Source organism: Actinoplanes solisilvae (genome assembly GCF_003999975.1).
Lineage (GTDB): Bacteria > Actinomycetota > Actinomycetes > Mycobacteriales > Micromonosporaceae > Actinoplanes > Actinoplanes solisilvae.
Genome location: NZ_RJAC01000011.1, coordinates 15,086 through 30,677, shown reverse-complemented (window position 1 = coordinate 30,677; position 15,592 = coordinate 15,086). Strand labels below are relative to the sequence as shown.

Sequence of the window (15,592 nt, the reverse complement as noted above, 5' to 3'; positions counted from 1 at the left end):
TTACCTCTCAGTGTGCTTTGGTGAGCACATGGTCGGTAGTCCTGCCTTGCGGCAGGACGGTCCCGGTCTGACCGACTGGTGTCGTGCCGGTTCACGCTTCACAGCCACCTGCCCGCATACACGGGTCTTCCGGTCGGCTCCACGTGCTGCCACCGAGCCACTCCCGGCAGTATTGTCCGACTCGACCGCGAGAGCGGCCGGGTTCAGTGCGGCGTTCCGGTCCGGTCGATGACCAGCCCGCACGCCTCACAGACGAATTCGCGCTCGGACAGAGCCGGCTTGGTTGTCACCGCGCCCCATGCCGAGCAGGTCTTGGAAAAGCGATCCCGCAACGCGCCCTTGCACAAACGTTGACATCACGGCCAGCCGCCGAGATCGCAGAGACGACACCGGAACGCACACCATCGCTCACGGCCCCCCTTCCTGCGCGCCCCCATCGGGACGAAAGCAGTCTCCCGTACCGCATAACAACTAGTCAAGAGACATATTGTCGTCTGCCTAGGATTTGGCACGTGGCGTCGCGGCACGGTTGCCTACGGGTACCGGTGGCCGCTGCCCATTCTTTCCATCGAGCCGCCCACGGCCACCGGCACACCGGCGGAGTGCAGATTGACACCGTCACTATTGCCAACCAGTGAGCACTACCGACTATCAACACGTCAGCAGATGCCACCCCCTGGGTCGACGCCCAGGGCCAGAGCCCGTTCGTCTGGTCGATGATCGGCGCGCTGAGCCAGGCCACCCGTCTGCCGATCACGACCGCGGTCACCTGCCCGATGGTGCGCATCCACCCGGCCGTCATCGCGCAGGCCGCGGCCACCAGCGCGGTGCTGACCGAGGGCCGGTTCCGGCTCGGCGTCGGCACCGGCGAGGCGCTCAACGAGCACATCTTCGGCGACGCCTGGCCCGAGTTGGACGTACGCCTGGAAATGCTCGAGGAGGCCGTCGACATCATGCGGGGACTGTGGCAGGGCGGCCAGTACTCGCACCGCGGCAAGCACTACACAGTGGAGAACGCGCGGATCTACACGCTGCCCGAGACACCCGTCGACATCTACGTGTCCGGCTTCGGACCCAAGGCGGTCGACTCCGCCGCCCGCATCGGCGACGGCTACGTCAGCACGATGCCCGACGGCGACCTGGTCAAGCGGTTCCGCGCGAACGGCGGAGGCCAGAAGATCGCGCAGGCCGGCTTCAAGGCGGCGTTCGCCCCGACCGAGGACGAGGGAGCCCGGATCGCGTACGAGAAATGGCCGAACTCGGGCGTGCCCGGCGAACTCAGCCAGGTGCTGCCCACGCCCGCCCACTTCGAACAGGCGTCCTCCCTCGTCATGCGGGACATGGTGAAGGAGTCGTTCGTGTGCGGCAGCGACCCGGCCGGCCACCTCGACATGATCGAGCAGTACCGCGAGGCGGGTTTCGACGAGCTCTACGTGGCCAACGCCGGCCCGCACTACCAGGGCCTGTTCGACCTGTACGCCAACGAGATCCTACCGAAGCTGAAATAGCGTTTGCCCGTCATGGCGTCCGGGCACAATGGCCGCTCGATGAAGCTTCCCGTCTATGGACCACGCCTGCGCAGGGTTGCCCGCAAACACTTCGGGTGGCCCTCGCTGCGCCCTGGCCAGTTCAAGCCGATGCGTGCCGTGCTACGCCGCCGCGACGCCCTCGTCGTGCTGCCCACCGGCGCCGGAAAATCGGCCATCTACCAGATCCCCGCCGTGCTGCTGCCCGGCCCGACCGTCGTGATCTCCCCGCTGCTCGCCCTACAGCAGGACCAGATCGCCGCCCTCAACGAGCGCAACGACCCGGCGATCCGCGCGGTGCGGGTGAGCTCGGCCGAGACGCCGGCCCAGCAGCGCGAGGCGATCCGCGAGATCCGGGAGGGCCGCGCCGAGTTCCTGTTCATCACCCCCGAGCAGCTCAGCGACCCCGAGCGCATGGCCGAGGTGCGTGACCTCAAGCCCGGCCTGGTCGCCGTGGACGAGGCGCACTGCATCTCGGCGTGGGGCCACGACTTCCGGCCCGAGTTCCTCGCCCTCGGCGACCTGATCAAGGGCATCGGCCGGCCGCCGGTGCTGGCCCTGACCGCGACGGCGTCCCCGCCGGTGCGCGACGACATCATCGAACGGCTGCGCCTGGGCCAGCCCGAGATCCACGTCTCCGGTCTCGACCGGCGCAACCTGTTCCTCGAGGTCGCGTACTGCCCGGACGAGGACTATCGCTGGCGCAAACTCACCGCCCTGCTCGACGCGGCCGCCGGGCCGGGCATCATCTATGTCGCGACCCGGCGCGCGGCCGAGGAACTGGCGGCCCGGCTCGACGAGGCCGGTTACTCGGCGGCGTTCTACCACGGTGGCATGGCCGGCGGCGCCCGCGAGCAACGCCACGAGGACTTCACCGCCGACAAGATCGACATCATGGTGGCCACGTCGGCGTTCGGCATGGGCATCGACAAGCCGAACATCCGCTGGGTCGCCCACGTGGCCCTGCCGGACTCGCCCGACAGCTACTTCCAGGAGATCGGCCGCGCCGGCCGCGATGACGAACCGGCCCAGGCGCTGCTGCTCTGGCGCTCCGAGGACGAGGCGATTCAACGTTTCTTCAACGGCGGCGCGCCCGACGAGGTGGAGCTGCGTTCCCTGGCCGCGGCCCTGCGAAGCGGCCCGCAGACGAAGGCGGAGCTGCGCGCTTCGACGGGCCTCGGGCCGCGCAAGCTGGGGGCGTACCTGGGCCTGCTCGAACAGGTGGGCGCGGCGGTCACCGGCCGGGGCACGAAACTGACGGTTCCGGTCTTCGCGCCCCTGCCCGCCGCGGCCGCCGCCGCAGCCGTGAAGGAACACGAACGGCAGCAACTGGTGTCCCGCTCCCGCACCGACATGATGCGCGGCTTCGCCGAGACCAGAGCCTGCCGTACGCAAGCCCTGCTGGCCTACTTCGGCGAAGACATGCCGAAGCCGTGCGGTCACTGCGACAACTGCGCCGAGGGCACGGCCGCCGAGGTCGAGACGTCCGCCGCCGACGAGCCTTTCCCCGTCCACGCCAAGGTTCGCCACGGCGAGTGGGGGCCCGGCACGGTGATGGGCTACGAGGACGAACGCATGACCGTCCTCTTCGACGAGGTCGGCTACAAGACCCTCTCCGTGCCGGTCGTCATCGAGAACGAGTTGCTCGTCGCGCAGTAGCAGTCGGCCGGCGGGCCCTTCAGCCGGCACGTGCGGTGTCCGGCCCTCGCGCTTCGGAGCGATCGAGCGAACACCGGCCGGCCGGAGGGTTCAGCCGATTCGGCGAGATTCCCTCCGGCCAGTGAAGATTCAGTCGGCGAGGGCCTTGGCGAGGTCGTCGCGGAAGGCGCGCTCGTTGTCGGTGACGGATTCGGCGCCTAGGCCCAGTACGCCGCCGGTTGACGCGGCCCCCACCACGCTTTCGGCGATCTCGACGAGCCAGTGTTTGTAGGTCTCCGCGTCCGCCTGCTCGGCCTTCGCGACCAGCAGGGCGTTGGCCTCGGCGGCCCGGTCGAGCACGTCCTGGGCGTACGCGATGGGGTCGCCGGGCTCGATGACCGGTGGCTCCTCGCCCAGTTCGGGGTCGCCCACCCGGGTCACGATCGCGCCGGCGACCGCGGCGACCAGCGGGCTGGCCGATGCCCGCGCGTCGGAGATGACGTCGAGCCCGGCCTCGGCCTCGGCCCGGGTCTTGCGGGTGCTGTCGGGGGAGGCCACGCTGGCCGCGGTGAGCACCGACTGCGGCAGGCCGACGAGCAGCCCCCACTCCGAGTCGGTGAAACCCAGCATGGAGTACAGCGGATCGTCACTCACAGTGTTTCCTCACGGTCGGTAATTCTTGCTCGGCCTCTTATACCCCAACCGGCGCGCAACCAAAGACACCTAGGATGGACACGGCTTCGCCCCGGGAATCGTTTATGTCGTAGGATTTCGCCCGATAGCGGGCGAGGAGATCCATGTCGAATACGGCCTACCGGCTTACCGTCTTCTGTGGACGTGCAGTCCTCGGCAACTGGTTCAATCTGGCCGGCTTCGCGGTCATCATGCTCAACGCGATCGTGCTGGGCCTGGAGACGTACGATCCGATCGTCGAGGCGGCCGGGCCACTGCTCAAGGCCATCGAGTACGCCTGCGTCGTCTGCTTCGTGCTCGAGCTGCTGGTCCGTTTCGGCGCCGCGCCGTCCCGCTTCTTCCGCGACGGCTGGAACCTGTTCGACCTCGCCATCGTGGTCGCCCCGCTGCTCCCGGGCGTACGGGAGAATGTGACCCTGCTTCGCCTGCTCAGGCTGGCTCGCATCGTGCGCACGTTCCGGCTGTTCCCGAGCCTGCGTGTCATCCTGGTCGGCATCCGCCGCAGCCTGCCCGGCCTGGGCAGCTTCCTGCTGATCACGGTCCTGCTGCTCTACGGCTACGCGATCCTCGGCTGGATGATGTTCGGCGAGGCCTACCCCGAGCGCTACGGCACGGTCGGCCAGGCCATGCTCAGCCTGTTCCTGCTGCTCTCGCTGGACGCCATCACCGACACCCTGGACGCCGGTCGGGAGGTCACCGAATGGGCGGTCCTTTATTATGTGTCCTACGTGGTCGCCGCCTGCTACCTGCTGACCAACCTGCTCGTCGGTCTCGTGCTGACCGCCCTGCAAGAGGCTCACGAGGCCGAGCGATCCGCCGTCAAGGGCCCGGCGCGTCCCGAGCCCTCGGTCCACGAACAGCTGGCCAGCCTGCGCTCCATCATCGAAGATCTCGAACGCCGCCTGCCCGCCGGCGAGGCCCGCGTCCCCGCCCAGCCGGAGGTCAACCTCACCCGAATCGAATGAGGCGTCGACCCGCCGGCCCGGGAGACGCTTCTTCGTAACCGGGGAGGTGGCGGTGGCGGCGACAACGACGGCCCGGGAAGAAGTGCCGGAGGTGGCCACCGGCCCGCGGCTGAGATTCAGCTTTCCGGGGCTGGCCGGGGCGACGCTGTTCCTGTGCGCGTCGCTCACGCCGTCGTTGCTGCCGCGGGGCTGGCTCTTCCAGGGTGTGATCAGCGGTCTTCTCGCCGCTTTCGGGTACGGGATCGGCGTGCTCGCCGTCTGGCTCCTGAACTGGGTGGCCGGCCAGCGCGTGGTGCCGCAGCCGAACCGTACGGCGTGGCGTGCTCTCGCCGTCTCGTCCGGCGTTCTCATCGTCGTCTTCGCCTGGCTCGGCTCGGGCTGGCAGCGGGCGATCCACCGCCTGATCGGCCTCGACCCACCCCACCGCGGCACCTATCTCCTGGTCCTGATTCTCGCCGCCGTCCTGTTCGCCGCGCTGATCGGCGGTGCCCGTCTGCTGCGCCGAGGCACCCGGGCCGTCGTCACCTGGCTCGGCCGGTACGTCTCCCCGCCGGCCGCCCGCGCGATCGGCGTGGTCGTCGTCGCCCTGCTGATCGTCGGCGTGGCCAACGGCGTACTCCTGCGAGGCTCCTACCGCCTGGCCGACCGCTCGTTCGCGACCATCAACGGCGAGACGCAGCCCGGAGTCGCCGCGCCCACGTCGTCGTTCCGCACCGGCGGCCCCGGTTCCGAGGCGTCCTGGGCGTCGCTCGGCAACCAGGGACGTACGTTCATCGGCGGTGGCCCGACCGTGGCCGACCTGCGGGCCTTCACGGGCGCGACCCCCAAGGAACCGATCCGCGTCTACGCCGGTCTCGACTCGGCCGACACCGCTCGGGAGAGGGCAGAACTCGTCGTACGCGAATTGGAGCGCACCGGCGGCTTCAACCGCGCGGTCCTCTGCCTGATCACCACGACCGGCACCGGATGGGTCAACGCGAAGGGTGTCGACCCGCTCGAATACATGTACAACGGCGACACCGCGCTGGTCTCCATGCAGTACTCCTATCTGCCCAGCGCGATCTCGTTCCTGGTCGACCAGCAACGCGCCCGCGACGCCGGCCGGGCGCTGGTCGACGAGGTGTACGGGGTGTGGTCGCGGATGCCGGTCGGCCAGCGCCCGAAGCTGCTCGTCTTCGGCGAGAGCCTCGGGTCGTTCGGGTCGGAGGCGGCGTTCAGCGGGGGTGGCGACATCCGCAACCGGGTCGACGGCATGCTGCTCGTCGGACCGCCCTACAGCAACGAGCTGTGGCGCGAGTTCACCCGGGACCGCGAGCCGGGCACCACCGAGGTGCTTCCCGAGTACGAGCAGGGGCGGATGATCCGGTTCGCGGCGGACCCGGCCGTCGACCTGGCTCGCCCGAGCGCGAGCACCTGGGCGTACCCGCGGGTGGTCTATCTGCAGCACCCCTCCGACCCCATCACCTGGTGGTCGCCGCGCCTCGCGGTGAGCCGCCCCGACTGGCTGGAGGAGCAACGGGGCGGCGACGTGCTGCCCGCGATGCGCTGGTACCCGTTCGTCACGTGGTGCCAGGTCACCGCGGATATGGCCGGCTCGAACGAGGTTCCGGCGGGGCACGGGCACAACTTCGGCGCGGCGCCCGTCGTGGCGTGGGCCGAGATCGCGCCGCCGCCGAATTGGACGATTGAGCGCACGTCGGCGCTCACCGAGTTGATCGAAGAGTGATCTGAAAAGGACAAACCGATGGTTCAAGCCGACAGCGTACGAGTGGTCCTGAACTCGCTCACCGAGACCGAGCTGATGCTGGCCCGGGAGGCCGACCCCGATCAGTTGGCCCAGCTCGACGAGGACGGGCTGCTCGACCTGCACACCCGCATCCGGCGGGCCCGCGACAAGCACCTCAAGGTCTACCGCCGTCGCGGTGCCACCAAGGTCGAGGAGGCGGGCGGACGAGGGAAGGCGTACCAGCGCAACAGCCGTCGCCGCGCCAAGGCCGAGGTCTTCGAGGACGCGCTGGCCCGAGTCAGCGAGGCGGTGGCCGCGGCCGCGCGCGCCGCCACCGAAGCCCTGCGGGCCGAACGGCTGGCCGAGGCGCAGCAGCCCGGCAACCCCGAGCCGCCGGGAACGCCCGAGGGCCGCACGATCCGGCGCCGCTCGTCGCAGACCACCGACCGTCAGCCCGATCACCAGGGGCTGCCGAAGCGGTACGCGTCGACGCGCGCGTCCGGGACCCGGCGTCAGGCCCGCAAGGACAACCGCTGAGCGCACCCGCGCGGGAGGCGAGGAAGGACGGATGAGCGTGGGCCTGAACGAGCCCAAGGTCACCTCCTGCCCGGCCGAGAAGCCAGCGGCATCGTCAGCGCGCTGGGCGGTGACGTACCGGTGCCGTCCGGGGCCGGGCTGACCGCCGTGCTGCCCGGCGCGATCCAGACCGACGCGGCCATCAACCCGGGCAACTCGGGCGGGGCGCTGGTCGACTGCGAAGGCCGGCTGGTCGGGGTCAACACCGCGATCGCGACGGTGCCCAGCGCGTCCGGCGAGCCGGGTGGCGGCAGTGTGGGCATCGGCTTCGCGAAGTGACGCTGACCTAGAGAATCTCAAGTTCGCGAGCCCGCAGGACGGCGTCGCGGCGGCGGCCGACGCCGAGCTTGCGATAGATCGCGGCCAGGTGCGTCTTTACCGTGTTGGCCGACACCCGCAGCTGCTCGGCGATCTCGGCCGTCGACATGGTCGTCGGCATCAGCAGCAGCACGGCCTGCTCCCGGACGGTCAGCACCTCGACCAACCCGGTGCCGGGTGCGGGGGTCGAACCCTGGTCGGCGAAGGACCGCGGGGCCGGCCACCGCGCCGCGACCGTGGGATGGCGGTTGAGCAGGCCCTCGAAGGTGGCGGTGGAGCGCACGAAGGGCAGGACCAGCTCGTCGTGGGCGATGTCGAGGGCGCGGTCGAGCAACTGCGCGGCGCCGCCCTCGGAGCCGCCGCGCTCGGTGATCTCGGCGTCGCACAGCATCGCCTCGATGACCATGCGCCGGTCGACCATCGGGCTGGGCGTGGTCAGCACCGCGCGGGTGCAGGCGCTGGCCTCGCCCAGCTCGTCCAGCGCGAGGTGGGCCCGGGCCGAGGTGACCGCGACCATCAGCGCGAACGTCGAGCGCCGATGCGGGCTGAGCAGCCGCAGGGCGTGTTGCGGCCGGCCGAGCTGGATCTCGACCTCGGCCAGCTCGCGGTCGCGCAGCACGGCCAGCGACCCGGCCGCGTTGGCCAGCGCGGCGTTGTGGCGCAGCAGGTCGCGGGCGGCGGGCAGACGGGTGCAGCCGATCAGGTAGGTCGCCTCCAGGAACGCCACGGTCGCGGCGATGCCGTGGTCGGAGTAGACGGGTCCGCCGGCCCGCACCCGCTGGAGCGCGGTGTGCATCGTCGGCCAGTCGGCCTTCAGCTCCGCCCGGCGCGCTATCGCCATGTCGAGCACGGCGGGGCGTACGAGGTCGGGGTCTTTCTCGGTCAGCTCGGTGGCCGACCGCAGGATCTCGTCGGCGTGGCGCAGGCGGCCCATCGACGTGCACACGAAGGCGAGCAGCGAGAGCACGGTCAGCCGGACGGCCGGCACGTCGTCGGCCTCGGCCAGGGCCAGCGCCCGGCGCAGCAGCGGCTCGGCCTCGGTGAGCTGCCCCTTGGCGAACCGCGAACGGGCCTTGAGCTGCACGACCGTGGCCCGCAACCCCGGCACCTGGCTGAGCGCGTCGTCGAGGCTGTCGTCGGCGATCAGGATCTCGGCCGAGCGGTCGATGCGGTCGAGGTCGTCGGCCTTGTCGGCCAGGATGAGCTCGGCCACCCGGGCGGTGACGATCAGGTCGGGTTCCGCGTCGTCCAGGCGGGAGTCGACCGTCGGCAGCGCGGCGAGTTCGGCCGCCGCCGTGGACGACTCGCTGGTCAGGGCCGTGATCGCCCAGTGGGCGACGTCGAACTCGAGGTGGCCGCTCTCGTGCGGGCCGCCGTCCTCGGTGAGGGCCCGCAGCGTACGGGGGGAGATCTCCTGTCGGGTCACGAAGACCTCGGCCAGACCGCCGTGCAGCAGCAGCGAGCGGGTCGCCGACGGATCGAGCGAGCGGATGGTCCACCGCAGCGCGTTCGACAGGTCGTGGCGGGCGCGGTACCAGGCGGCCGCCCGCGAAAACCGTTCCCGCTGCCGGGCCGGCGGCTGCCGCTCGGCGATCCGGCGCAGCACCTCGCGGAACAGCCGGTGGAAGCGGAACTCGGTGCGAGCGGCGTCGACCGGGATGACGAACGAGTTGCTGCGGGCCAGGTCGGCCAGCAGCGTGCCCGAGTCGGTGAGCCCGGTGACCGCGTCGGCCAGCGGCCCGGTCACCTCGTCGAGGAAGCTGGTCTCGACGAGCAGCTGTTTGATCCGCTCGGGCTGCACGGCCAGCACCTCGTGGGTCAGATATTCGGTGACGCTGCCCGGCCCGCTGGCGAAGAGCGCCACGAACTCCTCGGGGCTGGCGTGCTCCTGCATGCGCAGCGCGGCCAGGCGCAACCCGGCCGGCCAGCCCTCGGTGCGGGCGGTCAGCGTGCGTAACTCCTCGTCGGGCAGCGCGATGCCGTGCGCGTCGAGCAGCCGGCGAGTCTCGGCGACGGTCATCGCGAGATCGGTGGCGCGGATCTCGCGCACCTGGTCGGCGACCCGGTAGCGGTGCAGCGGCAGCAACGGGTCGCTGCGGGCGGTCATGAACAGCCGCACCGCGTGCGACCAGCGCCCCACGATGCGGTCGAGACCGTGGATGATCTCGGGATCGGTCAGCACGTGCCCGTCGTCGAGAACCACCGACAGCCGCGTACGGCCCACCCGCGCGTACATCGAGTCGATGAGCTCGATCGTGCGGCCCGGCGTCCAGGCCGTGGGCGGATAGTTCTGCCCGCCGACCCGGCCGCCCTCGAGGAACAGCCGCCAGAACCGGCGCGGTTCGTTGTCCTCACTCGTCAGCGCCAGCCACACGACCGGGCCGCGCTGCTGCCGGGCCCAGTCGGCCAGCAGCACCGTCTTACCGGCGCCCGCCCCCGCGCAGACGAGGGTGAGCGCCGCGGGCGCCGCCTCGTCGATCGTCTCCAGCAGCCGTTCCCGGCAGACGTGGTGGGGTGGTAGCGGCGGCACGGCGAAGCGCAGGTCCGAGATCGGTGAGGTCATGCCGAGGTCCCCCCGACGAAGGCTTGACTTACCCCGACTCTCGCATGAGAAGCAGCTCCTGCCTATGGGGCTGCCTGGTCGGATGCCTTTTACGGCCGGCCGGTCAGAACGGCCAGACCAGGGGGATCACGGCACGGCCCGTGCACGAGCAGAGAGTCGCCCTCGGCCAGCGAGCAGCGAGCCGGCGTGGGCCGCGAACGCCATCGGCGAGCGCCAGGGCCGTCAAGACGGCGACGACCCCCACCGGCAGCCGGTTCCAGACGAAGAGCGCGACGGCCACGCCCAGGATGACCAGGCTGGTGGCGGCGGGATCCATCGTCTTCTAGGAGGCGAGTTCTCCGGCGAGCTCCTTCTCGTCCTCCGTCGACAGCGACGTCTGCAGAACCTCACCGCCGTACGGCTTCATCGCGCTGCCGAACTTGTCCTCGGTGATCTTGGTGGCCATGATGACGACAGCCGCCCGGCCCGGGGTCAGCATTCCCTGCACGCGCTCGCGGAACGACGCGTCGATGCCGGACTTGCCGAGTTTGCCCATGAGAGCGCCCATCGCGCCGCCGAGCAGCAGCCCGCCGATCGGCACGAGGAACAGCAGGCCGAGCAGCATGCCCCAGAGCGCCCCGCCCGCCGCGCTGCCCGAGACCACCTTTCCGGGGGTCTCGACGTGACTCTTGCCCTTGTCGTCGACGGTCACCACGGCGAGGCCGGTCAGGTCGACGATGTGGTCGTTCTGCAGGCGTTGCACCTCCTCGTAGGCGCGGGTCGCGGTGTCGTGGTTGTCGTACCCGAGGATGATCAGGTCGGACATGGTGGATCCTTTCGCTTGTGCCCGGTACGGGCCTTACGTGTGCACGGGGGAGCCGGGGCCGATGAGGTGGGTGAGAGGCGTACGCTCCGGGCGTTCTCGAAGGGCGGCGTACTCGTAGCGGGCCAGCAGGGCACCCTCGACCGCGGCCTGGGCGTCGCCGTTCGGCGGCAGCTCGATCGCCAGGCTGTCCTGGTTCCGCAGAGCTTGCGAGACCGCGGCGGCCGCGCCCGCCACGGTGACCCGGGGCGCCACCCGCCACGACGGAATCGGGTCGAACGTCTCGGCGACAGTCGTCATGAAGGACCCCACTTCCTCGCCCGGCTCACATGGCGTGAGTCAAACCGCCCCGGGCGGGCCGCGCCTCACCTGTTACGGGTGAAGTGCTCCGACAGCCGGATTCCCACCAAATCAAGCCCCAGCGCCCGAATCCGGTCGAGAACCCCGTGCAGCCCGGCCTGATCGAGCTCCCCGCACACCACCGTCGAGTCCGTTTCATCCCGCGTGCTCAGCCCCGCGAACGCCGCCCGCGCGGCCGGCCCGAGCACACCCGCGACCAGCACCTCGTACATCTCTCCCGGCCGCCCACCCGGCGCCGACCCGGCGACGCTGACCTCGAGGACATCGAGGCCCAGAACCCGAGCCCGCTCCAGCACACCGTGCAGCGCGGCCTGATCGAGCTCGCCCCGCAGCTGCAGCACGTAGCCGTCCGAGACCGCGTCCAGCCCGAGGAACGCAAAGCTCGACATCTCACCGGCCCGCTCCCGCAACCGGATCACATATTCAGGAGGCATCGCGCGCCCTCCCCTCGACCCCATGATGCGAGCCCGTCCACGCGGCGACCTCCCGCCTCTCGGGTGAGCCGCCCCCCGCACCTCATACGCGAAGGATGAGAAACCCACCCCGACATAACCGGCGATCAATGTCTTTTGGGGCGATCATCGGGCGGCGGTTGCGCGAATGCCGCACTCTTTAATGGACAGTGCTCGGCCGGGGCGAGGGATCTGGGGAATCGCCGCCGGCTAACTTTCTGCCTGCGCCGGAAGGGCTGAGATGAGCGTCGTGACGGCGGTCCTTCTGCTGGTGGCGGGCGGCCTGCTCGCCTATTTCGGCGAGCGCATCGGTGGCGCGCTCATCAACCGGGTCTCCCAGTTGCGCAAGCAACCACCGACCTTCGCCGACCACTTCCGAGGTCTGCGTTCGAGCGGGACCGACTTCCTGGCCTACACGCTGACGGCGCGTCCACATCTGTCGATCACCGACGTCCTCTATTTCGAACTGGTCAGCCACCTGCTCTCCGAGAATCGCGTGCAGGCCACGCTGATCACGGTGTGGTGGCCGAGCACCGTCGCCCCGAAGAAGTCGGACACCGGCGAACGGTCCCTCGACGAGGACTCGCACTACGTGCAATACATCCGTCACCTCGAGAAACGGTTCGGGGAGCGCATCGAGTTCGTGCACCAGTTCGCCGACGGCGACGCGCTGGTGCCGGCGAACTCCGATTTCGGGCGGCGGATCCCGGGCGATGCCGGCCTGCCGGACATCTTCTGGTCGGCCCTCAAACAGTTGACGAGCAAGGACTACTACCTGTGGGTGCGGAACCTGGGTGTTCCGGCCCGCCGGCTGCGCCACCTCAACCGCGCCCGGCCGGGCGACCAGGTCCTCGAAGGGCTGGTCGCGCACACGATCCACAACTCCCGGCTCGCCCCCGACGCCGTCGAGCGCCTGAAGCGCCTCGGCCCGCGGCACGGCTCGGAACTGGTGCTGAGCGTGCTGTTCTGGGAGCTCGAGGTCGACCGTCTCGCCGTCTACTACGAGCTCTACAACGAGCAGAAGAACCGGCCGGCGGCGATCCAGTTCATGCTCAACCCCGTGGCCGGCCGCACCATCCGCGCGACCGCGCGCAAGGCCAGCGACAACCACACCGCCGGGTTCGCCCTCTCCCTCGCCAAGTCACCGATTCAGCAGGTCGAGCGACTCTCCCGGCTGACGCGCAGGGAGACCGCCGGGTATGTTCGGGCGCTCACCACCGTTCTGACCCTCAACTACGGTTTGCAGGGCGATCGGCGAAAGTGGGCGCGGGAGGCGACCTACATGATCAACGAGTGGAGGGCCGCGGAGCGGGTGGCCCGGGTGCCGCGCCTGAGCCGCGGTCAGCTCGAGCTGCTCTACCTCATGGATGAATGGCGGCGCCGGTGGCACAACCGTTGACGATGTCGCCGGGAGCCACCGGCGAAATTCTCCGGTACTGCCGCGGCAAGCTGTTCCTGTTCATGCCGAACGTGTGCGACGCCGAGTGCGCGTTCTGCTACGTCGCGCCCACCCGGGTGGAAACGGCGCGGGTGCCCGCCGGTGTCCTCGACCGGGCGATGGCGCTGTTCGCCGGCCTGGCCCACAAGGGCCTCCGCGAGGTGCGGATTACCGGCGGCGAACCGCTGGTCTTCCAGAACCTGCCGGACCTGGTCGCCGAGCTGAGGGCCCGGGGCTTGGCGTGGACGCTGCTGACCAACGGGATCAGGCTGAAGGCGTCGCTGGGATGGCTGATCGAACACCGACCCTCCAAGATCACCGTCAGCGTCCACAGCCTGCGGCAGGCGGCGAGCGTGTTCGGGCGCCCTATGCCGGTGGATGAGATCGTCGACGCGATCACGACGTTGGTCCGGCACGACATACCGGTCAGCGCGACGATCGTCGGTCTTCCCGCGGTGCTCGGCGACCTTCACGACACGCTGTCCGGGCTGGAGGCGGCCGGCGTCCGGGAGTACAAACTGATCCACCCCAACGACTCCCGGTTCCCGGTCGCCCCGGCTGAGTTCCGCGCGACCGCCCGCCGGGCTCGGCAGGCCCTGTCACCGGCGTCGCGTCTGCGCGTCTCGGACACCACGGCCACCGGCTGCCTGCTCCGCCGCCAGGGCGAACTCTCGGTCACGCTGCCTCGCTTCGAGTGGAGCTGGTGCTGCGCCACCGTCGGAACTGACAGTCTGGGCGTGGCGCGGACCGTGCACGACTTCGAGCAGGTGGCTCGCTCGTTGAGTGATCGGATCGGCGCCATCGCCGGCCTGCCCTGCCACCATCAAGGCTTCTGCCCGATCGCTCTGGCCGAACCGGAGAAATGAGCACCGTGGTCAACGCACTCCTGTCGCCTGTCGCCGACCTGATGCTGCTGGTGGGCGAGCACATCAGGCGATCGCTGTCGAGCCGGCTGCACATCACCGGCACGGACGGCAGCGTGGTCACGAACGTCGACCTGGACGCCGACCTGATGATCCGCCGCGGACTCGAGGGGCTCACCCCCGACCTGACGATCCTCACCGAGGAGGCGGAGCCGCGCGACACCGGCAGCAAACAACACTGGGTGGTCGACCCGGTCGACGGCACCCAGAACCTGGCGATCGGGCTGCCGCTGGTCGGGGCGAGCGTCGCCCTTCTCGACGAGAACGACCGCTGTCTGCTGGCGGTGGCGGCCGACCCGGTCGGCGGTCGCGTCCTGGTCGCCGACGCGACCACGCTCTACTCCCGGTCGTGGCTCGACGGCACACCCCGGCCGGTCGCCGCCGGGAACCTGCCCGCGCCGGCGGGGATCCGGCGCGTGGGTCTGTTGCGCGGCAACACGCTGGCCCGCGACGACGCCGAATTCACCCGCCTCAACGAGGTGCTGACCCGCTCGGTCAGCCGCGTCCTGCAGACCCGCAGCCCGATCGTCGACGTCTTCCTGCTGTTCGGCGGCGGGCTGGACGCCCTTGTATGCCTCGGATGCGACGGCTACGAGATGCCGGCCGTCGTGCATCTCGCGCGCAGGATGGGATTCGACCTGGTGCCCGGACCGATCGACGGCCCCGAGGCATGGGGACACCCGTTCTCGTACACGCTGTGCCACCCCGCGAACCAGGACGGGCTGAACGAGATCATCGGCTGGGCCGCGTGACCGGCGCCGACCGGACCGACCTGGTGGACGAGGTCGTGCGCACCCTGATGACGCGGCTGCGCAACCCGGACGTCCTGGTATACGGCAGCGTCCTGCGCGACGACTTCCGGCCCTCCTCCGACGTCGACGTCTTCGTGATGGACCACGGCGAGGGTCCTCCTCGCAGGTTCGACATCGCGGGCCGGGACCAGACCGCCTCGATCAATCTGGCCTCAGAACGCGTAGTCCTGGACGACGCGGTCCGGCACACCTACGGCGGGTACTACGCGGCCAAGTTCGCCCTGCCGGTGCTGCCGTTGAGCCGCTGCTCGGGCGCCCTGGTCGAACGCAGCCGGGAGTTGCTGCTGCGGGCGCGCCGCTCCTGCACCTCCCCGGAGCAGGCCGCGGTCGACCTCTTCCCTGCGTATCGGGCGTTCACCGCCGCCAAGGGGAAGGCCACCCTCGGCCCCCTGACCGACCGAGAACGCCGGATGCTGCACCGATTCCGGGCCGAGGGCGAACGAATGCACGCCACCGACCCGGCCGGCTGGTGGCGCGGTTACAAGCGGCGAGCCGGCATCCCGGAGAGCTGGGACTGACGACTCGCTCCGCAACCGGCAACTGTGGCGCGCCGGTGGCGAACGCTTGGGGAAACGGTGAGCGTCTCAGCTCGCGGCACGGCAGCGATCATCGGGCGGCCGGCGCCTCAGCTTGCGACGACGCCGGCGCGCGGCGCGCGGCGCGCGGCGCGCGGCGCACGGCGCAAGGGGCGCGGCAAGCGGCGCGCGGCTGAGCTGTGGACAACGGCGGGCTGTGGACAACCCGGCCGGCTGCCCCCGCGGCGCGTAGGCTCGGGCCAGATCCCGGGTGGGTGGGCCGGC

Annotated in this window: 16 protein-coding genes; 10 read left to right on the top strand and 6 right to left on the bottom strand. The window is 70.4% G+C overall.

Going from position 1 to position 15,592, the window contains the following annotated elements; genetic code table 11:
* Positions 1–650: 650 nt before the first annotated feature.
* Positions 651–1,508 (top strand): TIGR03557 family F420-dependent LLM class oxidoreductase, encoded by an 858-nt coding sequence (locus tag EER30_RS25385; protein ID WP_127503108.1) that lies wholly within the window; start codon positions 651–653, stop codon positions 1,506–1,508.
* 39 nt (positions 1,509–1,547) lie between these two features.
* Positions 1,548–3,185, top strand: a complete 1,638-nt coding sequence (locus tag EER30_RS25380; RefSeq protein WP_127503107.1) for a RecQ family ATP-dependent DNA helicase — start codon at positions 1,548–1,550, stop codon at positions 3,183–3,185.
* A 129-nt stretch (positions 3,186–3,314) separates the two neighbouring features.
* Here the strand turns inward: EER30_RS25380 and EER30_RS25375 are convergent, their stop codons facing one another.
* Positions 3,315–3,818 carry a hypothetical protein gene (locus EER30_RS25375; protein ID WP_127503106.1) on the bottom strand — a complete coding sequence of 168 codons (504 nt, stop codon included), beginning with the start codon at positions 3,816–3,818 and terminating at the stop codon, positions 3,315–3,317.
* A 143-nt stretch (positions 3,819–3,961) separates the two neighbouring features.
* Between EER30_RS25375 and EER30_RS25370 the strand changes: the two genes are divergently transcribed.
* The 4 genes from EER30_RS25370 (at position 3,962) to EER30_RS25355 (ending at position 7,403) form a co-directional block, all read left to right on the top strand.
* On the top strand, positions 3,962–4,822 hold the full coding sequence (locus tag EER30_RS25370; RefSeq protein ID WP_127503105.1) for an ion transporter: 861 nt from the start codon (positions 3,962–3,964) through the stop codon (positions 4,820–4,822).
* A gap of 52 nt (positions 4,823–4,874) precedes the next feature.
* Positions 4,875–6,548, top strand: a complete 1,674-nt coding sequence (locus tag EER30_RS25365; RefSeq protein ID WP_127503104.1) for an alpha/beta hydrolase — start codon at positions 4,875–4,877, stop codon at positions 6,546–6,548.
* Positions 6,549–6,566: 18 nt separating this feature from the next.
* Complete coding sequence (locus tag EER30_RS25360) at positions 6,567–7,085, top strand: hypothetical protein (RefSeq protein ID WP_127503103.1); 519 nt, start codon at positions 6,567–6,569, stop codon at positions 7,083–7,085.
* A 66-nt stretch (positions 7,086–7,151) separates the two neighbouring features.
* On the top strand, positions 7,152–7,403 hold the full coding sequence (locus EER30_RS25355; RefSeq protein WP_432417567.1) for a S1C family serine protease: 252 nt from the start codon (positions 7,152–7,154) through the stop codon (positions 7,401–7,403).
* A gap of 7 nt (positions 7,404–7,410) precedes the next feature.
* Here the strand turns inward: EER30_RS25355 and EER30_RS25350 are convergent, their stop codons facing one another.
* From EER30_RS25350 to EER30_RS25330, 5 genes are all read right to left on the bottom strand, one after another.
* Positions 7,411–10,005, bottom strand: coding sequence for a winged helix-turn-helix domain-containing protein (locus EER30_RS25350; protein WP_127503102.1), 2,595 nt, complete (start codon positions 10,003–10,005; stop codon positions 7,411–7,413).
* 103 nt (positions 10,006–10,108) lie between these two features.
* Positions 10,109–10,321, bottom strand: a complete 213-nt coding sequence (locus EER30_RS25345; RefSeq protein ID WP_127503101.1) for a hypothetical protein — start codon at positions 10,319–10,321, stop codon at positions 10,109–10,111.
* A 6-nt stretch (positions 10,322–10,327) separates the two neighbouring features.
* Positions 10,328–10,810 carry a DUF1269 domain-containing protein gene (locus EER30_RS25340; RefSeq protein WP_127503100.1) on the bottom strand — a complete coding sequence of 161 codons (483 nt, stop codon included), beginning with the start codon at positions 10,808–10,810 and terminating at the stop codon, positions 10,328–10,330.
* A gap of 33 nt (positions 10,811–10,843) precedes the next feature.
* On the bottom strand, positions 10,844–11,107 hold the full coding sequence (locus EER30_RS25335; protein ID WP_127503099.1) for a M17 family peptidase N-terminal domain-containing protein: 264 nt from the start codon (positions 11,105–11,107) through the stop codon (positions 10,844–10,846).
* Between the two features lie 65 nt (positions 11,108–11,172).
* On the bottom strand, positions 11,173–11,601 hold the full coding sequence (locus EER30_RS25330) for a DUF8691 family protein (RefSeq protein WP_127503098.1): 429 nt from the start codon (positions 11,599–11,601) through the stop codon (positions 11,173–11,175).
* A gap of 268 nt (positions 11,602–11,869) precedes the next feature.
* On the opposite strand from EER30_RS25330, the gene EER30_RS25325 reads away from it, so the two are divergent.
* From EER30_RS25325 to EER30_RS25310, 4 genes are read left to right on the top strand one after another with little or no spacing between them, the layout of a single operon-like run.
* On the top strand, positions 11,870–13,018 hold the full coding sequence (locus tag EER30_RS25325) for a hypothetical protein (RefSeq protein WP_127503097.1): 1,149 nt from the start codon (positions 11,870–11,872) through the stop codon (positions 13,016–13,018).
* Complete coding sequence (locus EER30_RS25320) at positions 13,003–13,923, top strand: radical SAM protein (protein ID WP_164842477.1); 921 nt, start codon at positions 13,003–13,005, stop codon at positions 13,921–13,923. Before EER30_RS25325 ends, EER30_RS25320 begins: the two co-directional genes overlap by 16 nt.
* On the top strand, positions 13,920–14,732 hold the full coding sequence (locus EER30_RS25315; protein ID WP_127503095.1) for an inositol monophosphatase family protein: 813 nt from the start codon (positions 13,920–13,922) through the stop codon (positions 14,730–14,732). The genes EER30_RS25320 and EER30_RS25315 overlap by 4 nt, the downstream gene beginning before the upstream one ends.
* Positions 14,729–15,310 (top strand): nucleotidyltransferase family protein, encoded by a 582-nt coding sequence (locus EER30_RS25310; protein WP_127503094.1) that lies wholly within the window; start codon positions 14,729–14,731, stop codon positions 15,308–15,310. Before EER30_RS25315 ends, EER30_RS25310 begins: the two co-directional genes overlap by 4 nt.
* The last annotated feature ends 282 nt before the right edge of the window (positions 15,311–15,592 follow it).